The 17,866-nt window shown below is 66.9% G+C and carries 13 protein-coding genes and 1 pseudogene; 9 read left to right on the top strand and 5 right to left on the bottom strand.

Annotated features, from left to right (window positions below; translation table 11 throughout):
* Positions 1 to 146 precede the first annotated feature (146 nt).
* Positions 147 to 755 (top strand): transcriptional repressor LexA, encoded by a 609-nt coding sequence (gene lexA / locus ACOOGH_RS01985; RefSeq protein WP_420447312.1) that lies wholly within the window; start codon positions 147 to 149, stop codon positions 753 to 755.
* A 108-nt stretch (positions 756 to 863) separates the two neighbouring features.
* Here the strand turns inward: lexA and ACOOGH_RS01980 are convergent, their stop codons facing one another.
* Together ACOOGH_RS01980 and ACOOGH_RS01975 are read right to left on the bottom strand one after the other, a co-directional pair.
* On the bottom strand, positions 864 to 1,307 hold the full coding sequence (locus ACOOGH_RS01980) for a hypothetical protein (RefSeq protein WP_420447311.1): 444 nt from the start codon (positions 1,305 to 1,307) through the stop codon (positions 864 to 866).
* Between the two features lie 185 nt (positions 1,308 to 1,492).
* Positions 1,493 to 1,795: a hypothetical protein gene (locus ACOOGH_RS01975; protein ID WP_420447310.1), complete on the bottom strand. Its 303-nt coding sequence runs from the start codon at positions 1,793 to 1,795 to the stop codon at positions 1,493 to 1,495.
* Positions 1,796 to 2,667: 872 nt separating this feature from the next.
* Between ACOOGH_RS01975 and ACOOGH_RS01970 the strand changes: the two genes are divergently transcribed.
* The 5 genes and pseudogenes from ACOOGH_RS01970 (at position 2,668) to ACOOGH_RS01950 (ending at position 9,280) form a co-directional block, all read left to right on the top strand.
* On the top strand, positions 2,668 to 3,018 hold the full coding sequence (locus ACOOGH_RS01970; protein WP_420447309.1) for a GmrSD restriction endonuclease domain-containing protein: 351 nt from the start codon (positions 2,668 to 2,670) through the stop codon (positions 3,016 to 3,018).
* 649 nt (positions 3,019 to 3,667) lie between these two features.
* Positions 3,668 to 4,251, top strand: a pseudogene (locus tag ACOOGH_RS01965) (IS256 family transposase); the annotation flags it as partial.
* Between the two features lie 261 nt (positions 4,252 to 4,512).
* Positions 4,513 to 5,769: an FAD-binding protein gene (locus ACOOGH_RS01960; RefSeq protein WP_420447345.1), complete on the top strand. Its 1,257-nt coding sequence runs from the start codon at positions 4,513 to 4,515 to the stop codon at positions 5,767 to 5,769.
* 16 nt (positions 5,770 to 5,785) lie between these two features.
* Complete coding sequence (locus tag ACOOGH_RS01955) at positions 5,786 to 8,074, top strand: TOMM precursor leader peptide-binding protein (RefSeq protein WP_420447308.1); 2,289 nt, start codon at positions 5,786 to 5,788, stop codon at positions 8,072 to 8,074.
* A gap of 72 nt (positions 8,075 to 8,146) precedes the next feature.
* Entirely contained in the window at positions 8,147 to 9,280 is a 1,134-nt protein-coding gene (locus tag ACOOGH_RS01950; protein ID WP_420447307.1) for a hypothetical protein, read from the top strand.
* 122 nt (positions 9,281 to 9,402) lie between these two features.
* Here ACOOGH_RS01950 and ACOOGH_RS01945 read toward each other — a convergent pair whose 3' ends face one another.
* Entirely contained in the window at positions 9,403 to 9,690 is a 288-nt protein-coding gene (locus ACOOGH_RS01945) for an NHLP leader peptide family RiPP precursor (protein ID WP_420447306.1), read from the bottom strand.
* 168 nt (positions 9,691 to 9,858) lie between these two features.
* Between ACOOGH_RS01945 and ACOOGH_RS01940 the strand changes: the two genes are divergently transcribed.
* The 3 genes from ACOOGH_RS01940 to ACOOGH_RS01930 are packed head-to-tail and all read left to right on the top strand — an operon-like array spanning position 9,859 to position 15,909.
* Positions 9,859 to 10,749 (top strand): HlyD family efflux transporter periplasmic adaptor subunit, encoded by an 891-nt coding sequence (locus ACOOGH_RS01940; protein ID WP_420447305.1) that lies wholly within the window; start codon positions 9,859 to 9,861, stop codon positions 10,747 to 10,749.
* Position 10,750: 1 nt separating this feature from the next.
* On the top strand, positions 10,751 to 12,979 hold the full coding sequence (locus tag ACOOGH_RS01935) for a cysteine peptidase family C39 domain-containing protein (RefSeq protein ID WP_420447304.1): 2,229 nt from the start codon (positions 10,751 to 10,753) through the stop codon (positions 12,977 to 12,979).
* Positions 12,976 to 15,909: an ATP-binding cassette domain-containing protein gene (locus ACOOGH_RS01930; RefSeq protein WP_420447303.1), complete on the top strand. Its 2,934-nt coding sequence runs from the start codon at positions 12,976 to 12,978 to the stop codon at positions 15,907 to 15,909. The genes ACOOGH_RS01935 and ACOOGH_RS01930 overlap by 4 nt, the downstream gene beginning before the upstream one ends.
* 12 nt (positions 15,910 to 15,921) lie before the next feature.
* On the opposite strand, the gene ACOOGH_RS01925 is transcribed toward ACOOGH_RS01930, so the two are convergent.
* Together ACOOGH_RS01925 and ACOOGH_RS01920 are read right to left on the bottom strand one after the other, a co-directional pair.
* A complete protein-coding gene (locus tag ACOOGH_RS01925; RefSeq protein WP_420447344.1) occupies positions 15,922 to 16,425 on the bottom strand; it encodes an efflux RND transporter permease subunit in 504 nt (167 codons plus the stop codon).
* 127 nt (positions 16,426 to 16,552) lie between these two features.
* Positions 16,553 to 17,713 carry a tyrosine-type recombinase/integrase gene (locus ACOOGH_RS01920; protein WP_420447302.1) on the bottom strand — a complete coding sequence of 387 codons (1,161 nt, stop codon included), beginning with the start codon at positions 17,711 to 17,713 and terminating at the stop codon, positions 16,553 to 16,555.
* Between the last annotated feature and the right edge of the window lie 153 nt (positions 17,714 to 17,866).

The raw sequence follows: 17,866 nt of genomic DNA, 5'->3' as shown, positions 1-17,866 counted from the left end.
CGCCGCAAAAGGCCGCGTGGCAGCGTCCATCCGCAGCCGCTTGCACTTCGGGGCGTATTCGGGTATCGTTTCGGGACTCGTTCGGCTCCCGGTACGGATCAAGCCGTGGACCGCACACAGCGAATGTACGACCAGAGTGGGAAACCATGGCGCTTACCAAGCGGCAGCGCGAGATGCTGGACTTCCTCGAGGGCTTCATACGGTTCCGCGGGTATTCTCCGAGCTTCGAGGAGATCGCGGAGGAGTTCGGTTACCGGTCGCTCGCGACGGTACACGAACATCTCGAAAACCTGCGGGCGAAGGGATATATCCGCAAAAGCTACAATGAGAGTCGGTCAGTCGAGTTGATCGAAGGCAAACTCCAGGTCGCAGCGGTCGAGCTGCCCCTCTACGGCAACGTGGCGGCCGGCCAGCCCATAGAGGTCATCCAGGAACAGGAGACGGTCTCGGTCCCCGAAGACATGATCTCCGGCTCCCTGAGCGAACACTACGTGCTTCGCGTGCGCGGCGATTCGATGATCGATGAACAGATCCGGGACGGCGACTACGTCATCGTCCAGTCGCGCGAGACGGCGCACAATGGCGAAATGGTGATCGCGCTCGTCGATGGCGAGAACGCTACCATGAAGAAGATTTATCTGGAGCACGGACAGATTCGGCTTCAGCCCGCGAATCCGGAGCTCACGCCGATGTACCTGCACCCATCGCAGGTCACGGTGCAGGGCGTGGTGATCGGAGTCATCCGGCGTTACTGAGACGGAGGACCGCTCTCGACTCCCCGAGAGTTCCCGTCCCGACGGCCACCCACCTCCCACATCAACCGTCGGGGCGGAGGTTCCCGTTCTCCCGGCTGCGACACCAGGCTAGTCGTCGTCCAGGAGCGGCTGCACGAACTCTGAAACGAACGCCGCAAGCAGTTGATCGGGGGCCAGGCGTTCGAGTTCTCTGAGGGTGCATCCCGGCCATCGGCGCGCCTTGCGGTTCAGCGTCGCGCGGGCGAATCCGAGGCGGTCGCTCGCATTTCCCCAGTTGGAACCGGAGAGACGAAGTTGCTGGGCCCGGAGGATGACGAGGCCGCCGAGGAAGCGGCTGAGCGTCGTCCTGCGCTGGACGCGCGCACTGAAAGCATGGGACAGGGTCACGGGAGAACTGCGAACGTCGGCCGCCAACTGCTTCACACTGCGGACGGGTGTACCGCCGGCTTTACGGAGACTGTAGGCCAGGGCCTGGCGGAGGGCCGGCGGCAGCGCGGAACGCTGCAGCTTGGACGCCAGATGGGCCAGCGGATCGCCTGAGGCCAGAATCACGGCAGGGAATCGTCTAACTACTTACAGGGCTGCACGATCTGCGTTTTCTACCGTGCTACTGGATCTTGCTGGACCGAGCCGCGAAAGCGGGAAAACCGTAACTGATTGGCGAGAATCCAACCGGCCCCACCCATCGGGACATAAGCGTTTGAGCCGCGTTCTCCCTTGCTCCCCACTCGGGGGGGTCAGAAGTGGATGCTCACCTCATGTTTCTCGTCAGGTGGGAGCAGGGTCATACCCGAAATCCCGGTATGAGCAGATGCGGTGTCGGCGAGATGCTGGCCGAGGTCGCGTCCCGTGACGGTGAGTCTATAGAGGTCCGCCGCCTCGAACTGTATCCGCACGACGTAGCCCAATCGAGTCGCCTGTTCGAGCGCGATGCGAGCCCGGCGCGGGTCGCTCGCAGCTGCCTCCTGCACCATGCCGAAGCTGAATCTGCGCCCGTCCCGGAAAGCATGCAGTACGCGCTTGGCTTCGTCGGTCACCATCCCCTCCCCATCCCCAGTGGTCCCCTGACCGCCTCCGACCGGCAGACTGAAGCGTCGAGCGACGGGTTGGCTCCGTCCGCCCACGCCAAAGACCTGCTGACAGTATTGATGGGACGCGACAAACGCCAGCGCACTTTCCAGATGACCGGTACAGCTTTCATGTGAAGGTTTGTTTCGGTCCCAAGTGCTCTACTTCGGCAGGTTGCCCAATCGAATCGTATCCGGCTGCCCCGCTCAGCGACGGCACCCGCATACGCCGCGCGGCCCTCGTGGCCGGTACGTTATCGTACAGGGATTCAGGCGCGATGCTGGAGCCCATCAGACGGGCCGACCTCGACATGAAGGCAGCGGTGGATGCCGCCGGGGTCGCCAAACAGGACACCGCGCTCCGGTAGGCGGTCGGGCAGGCCTTCCACAACACCTCGCAACTCACGCTCCGCGACCTGCGGGCGCGGGCCGGAAGGCAACAACCCAAGACCGACTTCGTAGACTACCTTGACGGTTTCTCGCCGGAGGTTCGGGACAGCCTCGACAACCTCCACTTCCGGAACCAGAGCCCGGTTCGATCCGTTCGGGTCGCTGATTCTAGAAGCTCGCTTCGCTGATCTCGTCGGGCACCAAAGAGCCAGACGGATGTGCAGGCACCATGCGCACCGCCGATTCGTCGCCCGTGCCCGGTCCAGCGGCCGGTTGTGGTCCGTCGGGCCACTGCCTTAGACTTAGATAAGTGATCGTACGCATCGGGACCTCGCATCGAGGACGCTGCGGTGAGGATCCTCTGGTTGACGGCTCTCGCCACGGGTTGGCTTGGCTGCGCGACGCCGACGATTGCACCTGACTCGACACCGTCGACAAATGGCTGGCGCGGCCTCGTGATAGCGCGCGAAGCTCGTTGCTCGCCATACGACCGGGGCGACTACTCCTACCCCGCCTCGGTTGAAGCCGAGATCGTCGCGCTCTTGGGCGGCATCTGGTCCCCCTACACGGGGGAGAGGTTCGCGTCCGTCCGCGAGACGGACATCGAGCACATGGTCGCGCTCTCCGAAGCGCACGATTCCGGCGCATGTGCATGGTCGGTCGAGCGTCGACGGGCGTTTGCCCGAGACTTGGACAATCTCACGCTTGCCGACCCGGACACGAATCGCCGTGACAAGAGCGCGCTCGACGCGGCGGATTGGATGCCGCCGCGCTCCCGGTGCGTGGCGGGCCGCGAGAATCCATGACCCGGAAGCCCCCGACCGTTTCAGCGTCACCGTGGCCAATTCCGACGCTATCAGCGTCCACTTCGGCGGCGGCCCCTACACGTTCAACCTGAGATTGTGGAAGTCCCTTAAGGACCCGCGGACGGGGGCGAGCGGAAGCACCGAAACGTTTCATGCCGTGCGTACCGGCGGTTTTGAAGCCTTTCGTATGCTGCTGGACTACTTCTTGGACGAATACCTACGGGTCAATGAATGCGGGCCGTGACGGCCGGGACGCTGGACGTGCGCGGGCTGTCGAGGCTCTACCCCGTGGCCGTCCGTCCGGACGTGTGGCGGGTGCGCTGGCGCAACGCGACAACCGCGAGCGGGAGGCGGACGTGTCCGGCCCCGAGGAAGCGGCGGCCGTGCTCGTTGCGCACGGATTTCGAGACACGGCGGCGGGCGTGAGGCGTTTTGCGCACGGGCGCGAGCTTCGGCGACGTGGCGGCGCGGCGGATCCGGCGCGAGGCGCTCAGAGGCGTTCTAAGCGCTTCGAGGGGCCGGGGGTGGGCGGAGGAGAGGGGGGTGCCCCCGAGCCCAGAAAACGCGAGTCCGGCACGGTTCCGGCTGCGGGTGCCGATTGACAGGGAGTGTTCTGATTTCTGTGTAAATGGCCATGGATTAGACTCCGGTGTACCCGATCGTGTATCTGGACGCGATCCACGTGAAGGTGCGTTCCCGGGGCCACGTCCGGACGCACGCGGTCTACCTTGCCCTGGCCCTGACGCTCGAAGGCAACAAGGAGCTGTTGGGGCTGTGGGTGGGCGAAGCGGAGGGGGCGAAGTTCTGGCTCTCGGTCCTCACCGAACTCAAGAACCGGGGGTCGAGGACATCCTGATCGCAGCGATCGACGGACTCAAGGGCTTTCCCGAGGCGATCGAGTCGGTGTTCCCGAAGACGCAGGTTCAGCTCTGCATCGTGCATCTGGTGCGCGGCTCGCTCCGGTTCGTCGCCTGGAAGGAGCGCAAGGCGGTCGCCAGGGACTTGCGGGCCATCTACCGGGCTCCGAGCTTGGAGGCGGCCGAGACGGCGCTGGAGGCCTTTTCAGAGCGTTGGGACAAGCGCTTCCCCATGATCAGCCGGAAGTGGCGGGCGAACTGGGCGAACCTGACCCCGTTCTTCGATTATCCGCCCGAGATCCGCAAGGTCATGTACACGACGAACGCGATCGAGGCCCTGAACGCGCAGCTCACGAAGGTGACCAGGAAGCGCGAGTCGCCGGGCTCGAAGACGACCGGGTCCGGTAGGACGACGACGGCCGAAGCAGGTCGCGACCCCCCTGCCGCGCTGGAACCAACTTGCGTCCCACGCTTCCGGGCTTCATCAGTTGGGCGGCCAGCGAGCGGGAGCACGCTGCCCATCCCTGCTCACCTCGCAGGCACCCCAAGGCGGACAGTGACCAGCGACGACCATCTCCTGCCGGGCGCAAGCCGCAACCTCGAAGATCGGGAGGCGCGCGCCTTCGATTTCGGACGGATGACCCGGCGAGTGCCGGAAGCGGTGGCCACGCCGGAGAGCGTAGAGGAGGTGGCCAGCCTCGTGCGCCGCGCCGCGCGAGACGGGATCCGGCTCGCGCTCCGGGGAGGAGGGCACTCCCAGGGCGGACGCAGCTTGACGGACCGCGGCGTCGTCCTCGACACGACGGGGCTGGATCGAGTCCAGCCCGCAGGTCCGGAGGTAGTACGCGCGCAGGGGGGCGCGCGGTGGGGCGCCGTCGTGGACGCGCTGAACGGTGCGCGGCGGCTGCCACCGGTACTCGTGGACATCGGCGAGGCGACGGTGGGTGGAACGCTCTCCGCGGGAGGGATCGGCACATCCTCCCATCGCTACGGCGCTCAGGTCGAACAGGTTGAACAACTCGAGGTGGTGACCGGCACCGGTGACCGGATTCGGTGCTCCCCCACGCGGAACGCGGGGCTCTTCGATGCGGTGAGGGGTGGCCAGGGACAGTTCGGCATCATCACGGAGGCATGGATCCGGCTCCGCCCGGCCGGCAAACGGTTCCGGCAGTACGAGCTCCATTACCATGACTTCGACCGCTTCGCGGACGATCTCGAGAACATGGTGGAGGCGGATCGCTTCGACCACCTGCGGGCGGAACTCCGGCACCGGGAGAACCTGATCGTCCTCCTCGCCGCGATCGAGTACGATGAGGAGTTCGACGACGGCAGGGTCCTCGACGCGCTAGGGCACGACGAACACGTATACACGCGGGACACCGCCAGCGTCGGGCGCGCCGGGATGTATCCCTCGTGGGGCTTCAGCTGGCTGCATTATCATCCGTGGCGCGACTGGATGCTGCCCTGGGAGACCCTGCGACGGCTGCTCATCGAACCGTTGCTGGATCCAGCCTCGACGCCGCACAGGCCCTGGGGCTGGGTCGGGCTGTACCCGATCGGGAGGGGTGAGATCGAGGCCCCGCTGTTCATGCGTCCCCCGGGGGAAAGGGTGATCTCGTACTCGGTCCTCGCCGTGTTGGGGGAGTTCCAGTACGACCAGGCGGCGGAACTGGTGAAGGAACTGGAGGGTATCGACCGAACGCTCGTCGGGCTCGGCGGCAAGAGTTACCTGTCGGGCGGCGTCGGCTACGGCCCGGAGCAGTGGGCGGAACATTACGGCGACATGCTCGAGCAGGGCCTCAGGTGGAAGCGGGAGTTCGATCCGGAGCAGGTGTTCCACCGGGCCGACACGCCGTTCGGCGGCAGCCCCCCAGCCTCGGGCCCAAGGGCCTGATCCCGCTCGGCCGCCAGTGCTGAAGCGAACCACTTCCGCCGACCGCGACCTCACTGAGGTGCCGCGCCTCGCGCCACACCTCGAGTTCCGGCCGATCGGCGACGAGCAGACGCTGCTCGTCTCGGAGGCGTTCAACACACTGCTCCGCGGGCAGATCCATTGCGACCTCATGCCGCTCCTCGACGGGCGCCGCACGCACGAGGAGATCGCCGCCGCTCTGGCCCCCGCGCATTCGGCGTCCGAGGTGCGAACGGCGATCGCGGCCCTGGCGTCCCGGGGGTATCTCGTGTCCGGCGACTACGGCATGCCGTCGGGCCGGGCGGCGTACTGGTCGTCGCTCGGCGCCTCGCCGCGCTGGGCTGAGCAGCGCCTGGAAGGGACGACGGTCGCCGTGACCGGCGATGCCGGCCTGCTCGCCCGCCGGCTCGAGGCGCTGGGCGTCCGGGCGGGCACGGTCCGCCCTTCCCTGTCCGCCATCGTATGCACGGATTACCTCGACGCACGGCATGACGGGATCAATCGCCGCCACCTCGGGTCGGGCGCGCCCTGGATCCTCGTAAGGCCGGGCAGCATGCGGCCGCTGTTCGGGCCGGTCTTTCGGCCGGCGGCCGGCGGTCCGTGCTGGGCGTGTCTCGCCTACCGCATGGAGGCCCACGAGGAGGTCCACAGTTTCCTGCGCAACGTCGGCGGGGAATCCTCCACCGCTCGGCCGCGCGCGGCTGAGCCGACCTTGCTGGAAGCCGTTTGCGGTCTGGCTGCCGCCGAAATCGCCAGATGGCTGGTCCTCGGGGAGTTGGCGCCCATCCACGAGCGGGCGATCTCGCTGGATCTCATCAACCTCGAGAATCGGCTGCACCCCGCAATGCGCCGCCCTCAATGCCTCGCGTGCGGCGACGAGGCCCTGTACCGCCCCGACCGACCGGCGGAACCGGTGCAGCTGCGGTCGAGCCCCAAGCCGGTGCACAACAGCGGCGGCCAACGAACGGTCCCACCCGCGGTGACGCTGGCCAGGTATCGGCATCTTGTCAGCCCGATCACCGGCGTCGTCACGTGGCTCACCCGCACCACGGACGAGGCCGACCCCTGGCTGCACGTGTACTGGGCGGGTAACAACTACGCCCTCAGGAGCCGCAGGCTCAGTTCCCTCCGCCGCAGTCTGCGAAGCAAGAGCGCCGGCAAGGGCAGTACGCCGCGGCAGTCTGAGGTGAGCGCCCTCTGCGAGGCGATCGAGCGCTACAGCGGGGCGTTTCACGGGGACGAGATCCGCTGCCGGCGCCGCCTCGTGGACTTCGAGAATGCGGGAGAATCGGAAGCGATTCACCCCAACGACGTGCAGCTGTTCAGTGACCGACAGCTGGATGACGCGGAGCGGATCAACGCTCTCGGCCATCCCTACAACTTCGTGCCGCCCCGTCTCGATCCGGAAGCGGAGATCGACTGGTCGCCCGTATGGTCGCTCACACAGGGGCGGCACCGGCGGGCGCCCACCTCGATCCTTTACGGCATGGCGGGCGAGGTAGGCGATGGCTCCGGTTTCAAGGCGGACTCGAACGGATGCGCCGCGGGGAACACGCTCGAGGAGGCGATCCTGCAGGGGTTTCTCGAACTCGTGGAACGCGACGCCTTCGCCGTATGGTGGTACAACCGGCTGCACGTGCCGGAGGTGGACCTGTCGAGTTTTGGCGACGAATACCTCGCGTCCGCGCGGGACTACTACGGCCGTCATGAGCGCGAGATGTGGGTGCTGGACGCGACCGCCGATCTCGGCATTCCGGTCTTCGTGGCGATCTCGCGCAGGACCGGTGAAGGGGCCGAGGACATTCTCTACGGGGCCGGTGCGCACACGGATCCGCATATCGCGGCCCTGCGCGCGGTGTGCGAATTGAACCAGTGCCTTCAATGGGTGCAGGGATCGGCGCGGCGCGAATCGGGTTACACCGTCAACGACCCCGTGAGCCGCTGGTGGTGGCGGAACGGCAGGGTGGCGGATCACCCTTGGCTGGCGCCGGCGCCGGGCATGGCGAGACGCGGCAAGCCGGACTATCCGGTTCCCGACACCACGGACACGCGGGATGACGTGGAGCATTGCCGTGCGCTCGTCGAAGCCCGCGGCATGGAGTTTCTGGTGCTCGACCAGACCCGGCCCGACATCGGCATGCCGGTCGCGCGTGTCATCGTTCCGGGCATGCGTCACTTCTGGGCACGCTTCGCGCCCGGGCGGTTGTTCGATGTGCCGGTCTCAATGGGCTTGCGGGAGAGTCCTCTCCCGGAGGATCAACTCAATCCGATCCCGGTCATCGCTTGAACGATCCCGTACGGCGACCCCGAACGGCCACAGAAAGCAACGGAGAAGGCAACAGAGGAAGGTCATGGAACAATGAACCTCGACGATACTCGCGCCGCCATCGAGGAGCACATGCTAGGTCAGGCGGATTCCGTCGGCGAACTCCTGGAGCAGTTCAAGTGCCGGTTTCCCCCCGCGCTGATCGATGGCGCCGGATGGGACAGGCTGATGGAGCGCACATGCGGGCTGCCAATCAGCCTCGCGACCCCCGGTTTCGGCTTCGAGTTGCGGCTGCACGAACCCGAACCGAGGGCGGATCTGGGCCTCGCGCTGTTTCACGGGAGCCAGTCCGCGGCGCACTTCGAGGCATGGGCCCGATCGCGACCGGAAGATGCGTCCGCGAGGGCGATAGTCCGGCTCCTGCAGGAGATGGGACGGGAAGGGGCCGCCCTGCAGCGAATCGCCGACACAAAGCTGCTTCTCGAGTTTGACATTGATCCGACGCACAATGGCCCGTTCCCGGATCCAGGCATCTTCCTCTATCCTACCGCCGACTCGCTGCCGGACCCCGGCTCGGTCCAGGAACCCGAAGATCTATGCGTCGTCGCCGACGCGGTCGCCACGGCGTGCGGCTGGGGGCCGGACAACGGGGAACGCCGAAACGCGGAACGCTTGTTTCTGGCCAGGCCATCGGGCTCGCAGATCGGCGCCGTTGGCGCCTTTCCTGACCGAACGCGGGCATTGCGGGTGGCGATCACGGGCATCAGGAGCACGCGCGAGTTGACCTCTTTCCTGGAGCGCGCCAGCTGGCCGGGGCGTATCGAGACCTTCGCTCCGTTCGTCGCGGATCTTGAGGCACGCGGGGCTTTCTCACACTTGGCGGCGCACCTGGACGTCGGTCCGGGCGGCGTGAGCCCGGAGCTGGGCGTGAGCTACTACGCCGAGGACACGCAATGGCTGAAAGACATCGAGCCCTGGATAGGGATTATCGATGGGCTGCGCGCGCCGGGGCTCGTCGTACCGGAGAAACTGTCCGCGCTCGAGGAGTCATGGGCGGGGGTGGAAACGGTGTTCGGGCGGCGTGGGATGCTGCTCGTCGTCCGGGGCATCCATCACATCAAGATGGCGCTGGTGGGTGATCGCTTCGAGGCGGTCAAGGCCTACGTGTTCTGCCTTGTGTTCCCCCCGCTGCAGGCTGCCGCTCTGGCCGCCACGGCCGCGAAATAGCGGAAGCGAGAGAGGGTCACCTCAAGGGCGTCAGGGGCGGCCTAGGGGAGGATCGAGGGGATCCGGAAGCGCCGGCGGCGAAGTCCGCCGCCGGCGCCCGCAAAATCAGCGGAGAGTGACGATCACGCGCAGCAGGAAAGGCCGGCCGCGATCGCCTCCAGCCTCTCCTCGTCCAGTTCCATCTCGGCCTCGGGGCCCGGGGGCAGCCCGAGGTGAAGGACGTTCCAGTCGCTCTCGTGCACCTGGATGTTGATGTAATCGGGCACGTCAATGCCGAATTCCTGCTTAACGGTCCCCTTTGGATCCGCCATGAGCTGCGCGCGGAAGTCGGCATCTTCGCCCGCCCTCGCGATCAACTGACGCTGCATCTCGTTCGACGTCTGGATCGCCGACTGCACCATCGTGTTCATGTTGCTCTCTCCTCCGAAGAGTACGTGAGTTCACTTCCCCTTGATATAATAACCTTTCGATGCAGTTTCCAGTCCCTATCCTGGGACGGTCCGGAGTCAGTCGGTCCGCGCGTGTACAGGCGGCCGGATCACGCGCCCACCGTAACTCGACAGGAAGGGCCGCGATTGATGTTCAACAACCCATTTCGCGAACGAGCGATCGCCGCGAGCGCGAACCGGCAGCAGCTTGACCGACTGCTCCGCGTCACGGCCCCCCACGAACGCATCGTTCTGGCCGCGGTCGGGCTGATTCTCGCCGGCATCGGCGCCTGGATCCTGTTCGGCACCATCGTACTCGGGATCACGCTCGACGGCGTCCTGCTCGTGCCGGGACAGCGTTACGAAGTCGTGGCCGCGGAGCCCGGGTATTTCGTGGAATACCTCGTCGAGCCCGGGGATCACATCGAGCCCGGAGCCGCAATCGCGCGCCAGACCGCACCTGCGTCGGCGCGCGAGACCGCGGCCCTCCGGGACCGCTTAGAACATTTGGAACTCGAGGTCGAGCGACGCGGCGCAGACACCGGGAACCCTGCCGCTCAGCTGGCCGCGGCCCGTGCAGCGCTGCTGCAGGCGGAGGCGCAACGCGCCGCGCGGCAACTCGTCGTAAGCCCTGCGGGAGGCGAGATCGTCGTCCTGCGAGCCTCGCCGGGGGAATACCTTCAGGCCGGGACCACCGTCGCGCAGCTCCGGGATGCCGGGGGTCGCCATCTACAGGCAACGCTGCAGGTCACCCCGCGCATGGCCCGGCAATTGCGCACCGGCATGCGAGCGGCGGTTGAAGTGCAGCTGCCCGATGGCGAGACGCGCCGGCTGGAAGGGAGGATCAGTGCAGTCGCCGCCGAACCGTCGCCGCCACGGTCCCTGGATTCGCGAGCGGCGGTCACAGACTCCATGCGACGAGTCGACATCGACCTCCCACCGGCGTCCGACCTGGCCCTCCCGGACGGGACTCCGTGCCGCATTCGCATCGTCCGCGGACGATACTCACTCGCCCTGCTCCTCGGCTTGGGCTCGGCCTGACATGGCACCGCGCGGCTCGCGGGGGGCTTCGGGACGTGGCCAAAGCCCCCATGGCGAGCGAAAACGACGGGTCGTCACGCCCCTCTTCCTGCAGACCCACGCAACCGAGTGCGGCGCGGCCTGCCTCGGCAGCGTGCTGGCCCATTTCGGGCGATGGGTGCCGCTGACGGAACTGCGCGGCACCTGCGAAGTAGGGCGGGACGGATCCACCGCCGCCGGGCTGAAGCGGGCAGCGGAGCACTACGGCCTCGAGGGCTCCGGGTGGAGCGTGCAGGTGGATCGGCTCAAGCGGATGCCGCTGCCCATGATTCTGTTCTGGGAATTCAACCACTTCGTGGTCCTGGAAGGGTTCGATCGCAAGTGGTTCTACCTGAACGATCCGGCTGCGGGCCACCGCAAGCTCTCCCCGCAGGAGTTCGATGCGGGGTTCACGGGGGTGACGCTGAAGTTCCGTCCCGGTCCGGCGTTTCGGCCCGGAGGTGCGCCTGCCGGCCTCGTGCGGCGCCTCCCACTCTGGCTGAGTGGCGCCTGGAGCGGGCTGGCGTGGGCCGTCGTTTGCGGGCTGATGCTGGCCCTGCTGGCCCTGGCGGCGCCGTTCGCGGCCAGTCTGTTCGTGGACCGCGTGATCGCCGCCGGCGAGCCGTGGGGCCTCCTCGTGGCCGGGGCGCTGGCAGGGGCCGCGCTCCTGGTGTATGGCATCACCTGGCTGAAGCAGCGGCTTCTGTGGCGTCTGGCGATCCGCATCTCCGTCGTTGTCGGCAACCGCTCCGTCTCGCAGCTGTTGCGTCTCCCGGTGGACTACTTCAGTCACCGGCTGGTCGGGGATCTGACCGCACGCATCCTGTCCATCGACAAGGTTGCGCAAGGCCTGTCGGAACGCGTCCTCGGTCTGCTGGTCGATGTGGCCATGAGCGTCGTGTTCCTGGCGGTCATGCTGGCGTACGACCTCCCCCTGGCACTCGCCGTGCTGGCCCTGGCGTTCCTGAACGTGCTGCTCCTGCGGCCGATCGAGCGCGTGCGGTCCGACGAGGCCTCCGCCCTTCGCCGTGAACAGGGCCTCCTCATGGGCATCGGGACGATCATGCTGAGTCAGGCCGACTCGCTTCGCATGACGGCGGCGGAAGACCGCATGTTCGCCCGCTGGAGCGGCCATCAGGCGCGCGAACTGCAGGTGCGCCAGCGATTCTCCGAACTTGGCAACCTCATGGCCGCCGCGCCCGACCTGTTCACGATACTGGGCAGTGCCGCGGTGCTGGCCCTCGGCGCGACGAGAGTCATGTCCGGCGAGTTGACGCTGGGTGCGCTGCTGGCGTTCTATCTCGTGGCGATGATGTTCCTGGAACCCATAGGGCGCTTCGTCGAATTCGCACACGAGCGGCAGACACTGCTCACCGACATGCAGCGACTGGACGACATCACGGAAACGCCGGTGGATCCAGGCCTGGCGCGCCGGGCGGAAACATCGGAGTCGCTCGCCACTCTCGACGGGCGCCTGCGGCTGGCGGGACATGTGGAGTTGCGCGGCGTGACCTTCGGCTACAACCGGAACCGCCCCCCGCTGATCAACGACTTCAGCCTCGTGTTCAAGCCAGGGCAGCGTGTGGCGGTGGTAGGTCCGAGCGGGTCGGGAAAGTCGACGTTGTCCCGCCTGGTGGCGGGCATCCAGCACCCTTGGTCGGGGGAGATTCTGTTCGATGGCCGACCTCGAGACGAGATCCCCGACGAAGTGCTGTCTCGCTCCCTCTCGATGGTGGACCAGCGCATCGTCCTCTTCTCGGCCACCGTGCGGGACAACCTCACTCTGTGGAACCCAACGGTGCTCGACGATCACGTGGTCGCCGCTGCCCGTGACGCCGCCATCCACGACGACATTCTCAGCCGGCCACTCGGCTATGCGACTCTGGTGGACGAAGACGGCGGCAATTTCAGCGGTGGACAGCGCCAGCGCCTCGAAATCGCCCGCTCGTTGGTCGGGAACCCGACGGTGCTGATTCTCGACGAGGCGACGAGCGCCCTGGACGTCGCGACGGAGGCGCACGTCGACGATGCGCTGCGCCGGCGAGGCGTCAGCTGCCTGATCGTCGCACACCGGCTGAGCACGATTCGCGACTGCGACCAGATCATCGTGATCGACAAGGGCGTGGCGGTGCAGCGCGGCACCCACGACGAGCTGATGACAGAGAAAGGCGGGCTGTACCATCGCCTCGTGCGGACGGAGCTGGCCGGATGACCGGCCAGGAGAATCGAACGCTCGCTCGGATCGCGGCCGAATCGGGCACGGCGGTACCCTGCGCCGGCAATCTGCCCGTCGACCTCAGCGATCCCGAATTCGCCTGGTTCATCGAATCCGGTACGGTCGACCTGTTCCTGGTCGAGCGTCAGGAGGGAGTCGACCGGTCCGCACCGCAGCACGTGATGCGCGCCGGCACCGGTCGCCTCCTGCCCGGCGTGGCGCCACAGGACGATGTGACTTCGCTTGGGCTCATCGCCAAGGGATTGCCCGGCACCGTGCTGTGGCGTCTTCCCGCCTCCCGGCCCGGCTCAATTCGCTCTGCCGAACTGGCCGAGCAGGTGGACGCATGGCTCCTCGACATCTCGGCAATGCTGGTCCGCGATGTCACGCTTCATCCGCGGGCGGACGAGCTCCTCGAATTCGGCGAAGCGACAAGCACAAGGCGCGGCACACTCGCCGCGCGCCGGGGAGTCGTGTGGATCACGGGGCTACCGCCCGCGGCCGGTTTGTTCATGGGCCTAGTCGACCCCGCCGAAGGTGAGACGGAGCCGGCTGACGCCGGGCGGGCGCTGCCCCTGACGTCCGCCACCTGGCTCACACTGACGCATGACGTGCGGATCTCCACGGCATCCTCCGCGGAACTCGCCGAGCACCAGCTGTTGCTGCCCGCCCTGGACGCCTTCAACCGGGTCGCGTTCTCGCTCGAGCGACTGAACCGCCAACTGGCCGTGGTCGATCAGGCGAATCTCGCGCGGGCGCGGGTCATCAGCCGCCGGGGCGACGAGGCACGCGCCCGCCGCCGCCTCTTCGACCTGTACGGTCTCCAGGATGAGGGAGCCGAAGAGACGGAGGACTCGGGGCTGCACGATGTCCTCAGATTGATCGGCCAGCACGCGGGCATCGTCTTCCGGCGGCCACCTGATGCGCCCGCCACCGAGGGATCCACGCCGGACGACAGGCTCGTCAGGGTTCTCAACCTCTCCGGGGTGCGGGGCCGAAAGGTGCGGCTCTCGCCGGACGATCGTTGGTGGATCGGCGACAGCGGTGCCATGCTGGCGTTCCGAACCGAGGACGGGAGGCCCGTGGCGCTGTTGCCCGGTGTGCTCGGAAACTACAGGGAAATCGATCCCGTCGGCCGGCGGAAGCGGCGGGTCACGGCCACCACCGCCGCGTCACTGCGCTCGGACGCCTGGGTCTTCTATCCCTCGCTGGAGTCTCGGGCCGCCGGGTGGCGCGATCTGTGGCGCGTTGCCCGAACGGGGCTGGGCGCCGATCTGGCCCGCTTCGTGGTGACCGGGCTGCTGGGTGGTTCCCTAATGTTGCTCCCGGCCGTGGCCATCGGTTTCGCTGCGGACGAGGTCATCCCGACCGGAGATGTCGGACTCCTGTATGGAATCAGCGCGGCTCTGGTGGCGTTCGGTCTCGTCCGGGCCCTCCTCCACACCCTCCAGAACATGACCCTGGTGCGCCTCGAGGGTCGCGCCACCTCCCGGATGGAGGCCGCGTTCTGGGACCGTCTGCTCCAGCTGCCTTCCGGCGTGCTGCGTCGGTATCCGGCCAGCGACCTCGCGATGCGAGGCATGACGTTCCAGAACGCGCGCGATGCAGCGCAGGGCGTAATCGGCAACGGAGTGCTGTCGATCCTGTTTCTGTCACCCGCGTTCCTGCTCATCGCCCTGCGCGATGCGCGCCTCGGAGGGTTGACGGCCGCCTTCGGCCTGCTCTCGCTGTTGGCGACGGTGGCGCTGGGACTGCGGCAGATCGCCCCGCACGACCGCCGACTGGAGGCCGTTCGACGTTTGTCCGGCCGACTGTTCCAACTCATCAACGGCATACCCCAACTGAGGGTGGACGGCGCCGAGGGTTCGGGCTTTGCGGCGTGGGCCAGGGGCTACCGCGTGCAGAAGCGCGCGGAGCTGGAACTCGGCGCACTGGAGGCGCACCTGCGGGCGCTCGGCGCCGCTCTGCCGTTGCTGGCCGGGACGATGGTGATCCTCGTTTTGACCATGACTGGCCCGGACTCCGTGGGGGCCGGCGACTTCATCGCCATCTTCGTCCTGTTCCACCTCTACCAGAGGGCGATCAGCCGCTTGGGTGAATCGCTCAGTGCATTGGCCGCCGTTGTGCCGGCACGGAATCAACTCGGGCCCCTGCTGGCCGAGACGCCCGAGACGAGAGCCGCAGGGGAATTCCCGGCGGCACTGAGTGGTGAAGTCGCGTTCGACCGCGTCTCGTTCCGCCGCGAAGCCGACGGGCCGCTGATCCTCGACGAAGTATCGATTGAGGTCCGCAAGGGTGAGTTCGTCGCCATCGCCGGCGCGTCGGGCGCCGGCAAGAGCACGCTCCTGCGGCTCGCGCTCGGGCTGGAGCAGCCGTCCGGTGGATCGGTCTACTTCGATGGCCGAGACCTTCAACAGCTCGATCTCAAGGAGGTGCGCCGACAGATCGGGGTCGTGCCGCAGGTGGTGAGGCTCCACCCACAGGATCTGTGGGACAACATCGTCGGCGATCACGAAGGGGCAACCGCGGAAGACGCATGGCGGGCGGCGCAGCTTGCCGCCATCGATGACGAGATCGCGGCCATGCCGATGGGCATGCTGACGCCGGTGGGCGCGGGTGCCTCCGTCACGTCAGGAGGTGAGAGTCAACGCATCCGGATCGCCCACGCGCTGATCCGCAATCCCCGCATTCTGATGCTCGACGAAGCCACCAACTGGCTGGACAACGAAACACAATCCAAGGTCCTGGCCAATCTGGCGGGCCTCACATCGACGCGGATCGTTGTTGCGCACCGCGTCTCCACGTTGCGTCACGCCGACCGCATCTACGTGCTTGAAGCGGGCAAGATCGTGCAGGAGGGCTCCTTCGCGGATCTGGCTGCCTCCCCGGGCGCATTCCGGGACCTCGTGAGCCGCCAGATCGCCTGACCGGCGACCGCGTCAGCGGGGATGGCGACCCCGTGTTCGCGCTACCGCGCGACCGAGCCTTTCCCGGACATCGTACTGCAGGGCGGCGAGCGCCGGCACGACCAGAAGGAGGAGGATCGTGGCGACGAGGACACCGAAACCGACGGACGTCGCGACCGGGACCAAATGCTTGGCGTAGGTGCTCGTCTCGAACACCAGGGGGGCCACGCCGAGAAACGTCGTGAGCGACGTCAGGACGATCGCGCGGAACCGGACCTTGGAGCCGGCGATGATGGCGTCGCGCGGCGACATGCCGGAGTCCCTGAAGTTGTTCATGAACTTGATCATCATGAGTGCGTCGTTGATGACGACTCCGCTCACTCCGACCAGTCCCTGCGTCGACCAGACACTGAGATCGAGGCCCAGCAGCATGTGTCCCGCGAGTGCGCCGATCGCCCCCAGGGGTATGACGGCAAGCACGATCAACGGCTGAAGCCACGATCCGAACGGGATCGCCAGCAGAACGTACATCAAAATCAGGGCGAAGACGCTCGATCTTGCCTACGCGACATGAGCACTTGAAATCACATATCGTTGTAAGCGTGCAGCTTACGGGATTCGGCAGGCCGATTCCCGCTGTTTGACTCCCGCCGTTTGGTTTGGGTCAGACGCGGACCCTCGGACGACTGTCCAAGGCCTTCCTGAGTTGTCCCGAGTCGGCTTGCTGGTAACAGCGCAGGACCGTCTGGGCCTCCTTCCAGCCGCCCAACTCGCACAGCACCTTGAGCGGCAGGTCCATGAGGTCGGACGCGAACTTCCGCCTCAGCGAGTGCCAGCCTCTACCACGTTTGTGTTCCAGCCTCGCAAGGCGCTCGGCCTTTCGCCACCAAGTGCCCGCCCTCCTGCGGCTGATGCTCGCCGAGGGATCCCGCGGCTCGGGCAGGACTGGCGTCTCCCCGTTTCCGGGGTTCGCGTCGCGCGCTTCCTCCAATACCGCTACCGCCTGGTCGGTCATCGGCGTGACGTGCTCGTAGCCGGTCTTCTCGTGCTCGGCGCGCCACCGCACCTCGCGGCCCTCGAAGTCGATGTCTCCCCACCGAAGGTTGCGGATGGCCCCGATTCGGTGGCCGGTCTCATGGGCGAGCACGAACGCGACGTGGAACCTCCAATCGACCCGCCGCGACACCCCGAGCATCGCTTGGTACTCCTCCTCGGAGAGGACGACCCGGGTGGGGTTCTTCTCCTTGGGCGTCTTCAGGCCCCTCAGCGGGTTCGAGTCGAGCAGGAGCCTGCCCTCCTCGTCTCTGGATTTCGTCGCCCAGTTGAGCACCGCGAGCAGGAACTTCAGGTCCAACTCGATGGTGCGGTTGCCCACAGGCTTCCCGCTCGGTCCGACCCGGCCTGCCCGGCGTTCCCGGATGAAGCGGTCCCAGTCCCGCTGGGACAGGGTCTCGGGCCGTCGGTCGCGCCCGAGAAAGTCGAGGAACATCCTCGTCCCGATTCTGTCCCGGTGCCGGACCCGCTCCGTCTTCGTGGGCGTCACCTCCTCACCGTAGATGTCAAACAGCGTCTCCAGCGTGAGCGGCTCGGGCTTGGCATCCGCCTTGCCCCCGATCTCCGGGCCGACGAATCCAGCGGCGAACTCGTCCGCATGCCGCTTCGCCCTCGCCCAGTCGCGGTGTCCAAGCGACCGGGTGAGCCTGCGCCCGTTCTCGCGCCACTCAATCTGGAAGAGGCCGGTCTTCGGGTCAGGGAAGACCCTCACCCGGTTCCGGCCCCACTCGCCGGCGCCGTAGCTCCGGCGGCTTCGTTTCGTGCGTGCCATCGTTCGATACCTCTCTCGATTCGATGGACTGCACGATCTGCACGAACGAAAGCTCGCAGAGAGGAGCCTTGTCCGCCAGACATGAAAGCTCGGGACGGTAGGGTCCCGCCGGAAACCGACTCGGCCGGGCTGGCCGCCGTTCCCAGAGCTAGC

Source organism: Candidatus Palauibacter sp. (genome assembly GCF_965213655.1).
Lineage (GTDB): Bacteria > Gemmatimonadota > Gemmatimonadetes > Palauibacterales > Palauibacteraceae > Palauibacter.
This window is presented reverse-complemented; position numbering and strand designations above follow the sequence as displayed.

Excerpts from the sequence above, each read along its gene's own strand:
- ACOOGH_RS01920 (WP_420447302.1), bottom strand. The coding sequence starts at position 17,713 with ATGGCACGCACGAAACGAAGCCGCCGGAGCTACGGCGCCGGCGAGTGG.
- ACOOGH_RS01945 (WP_420447306.1), bottom strand. The coding sequence starts at position 9,690 with ATGAACACGATGGTGCAGTCGGCGATCCAGACGTCGAACGAGATGCAG.
- ACOOGH_RS01960 (WP_420447345.1), top strand. The coding sequence starts at position 4,513 with ATGACCCGGCGAGTGCCGGAAGCGGTGGCCACGCCGGAGAGCGTAGAG.
- ACOOGH_RS01950 (WP_420447307.1), top strand. The coding sequence starts at position 8,147 with ATGAACCTCGACGATACTCGCGCCGCCATCGAGGAGCACATGCTAGGT.
- ACOOGH_RS01940 (WP_420447305.1), top strand. The coding sequence starts at position 9,859 with ATGTTCAACAACCCATTTCGCGAACGAGCGATCGCCGCGAGCGCGAAC.
- ACOOGH_RS01975 (WP_420447310.1), bottom strand. The coding sequence starts at position 1,795 with ATGGTGACCGACGAAGCCAAGCGCGTACTGCATGCTTTCCGGGACGGG.
- lexA (WP_420447312.1), top strand. The coding sequence starts at position 147 with ATGGCGCTTACCAAGCGGCAGCGCGAGATGCTGGACTTCCTCGAGGGC.
- ACOOGH_RS01935 (WP_420447304.1), top strand. The coding sequence starts at position 10,751 with ATGGCACCGCGCGGCTCGCGGGGGGCTTCGGGACGTGGCCAAAGCCCC.
- ACOOGH_RS01930 (WP_420447303.1), top strand. The coding sequence starts at position 12,976 with ATGACCGGCCAGGAGAATCGAACGCTCGCTCGGATCGCGGCCGAATCG.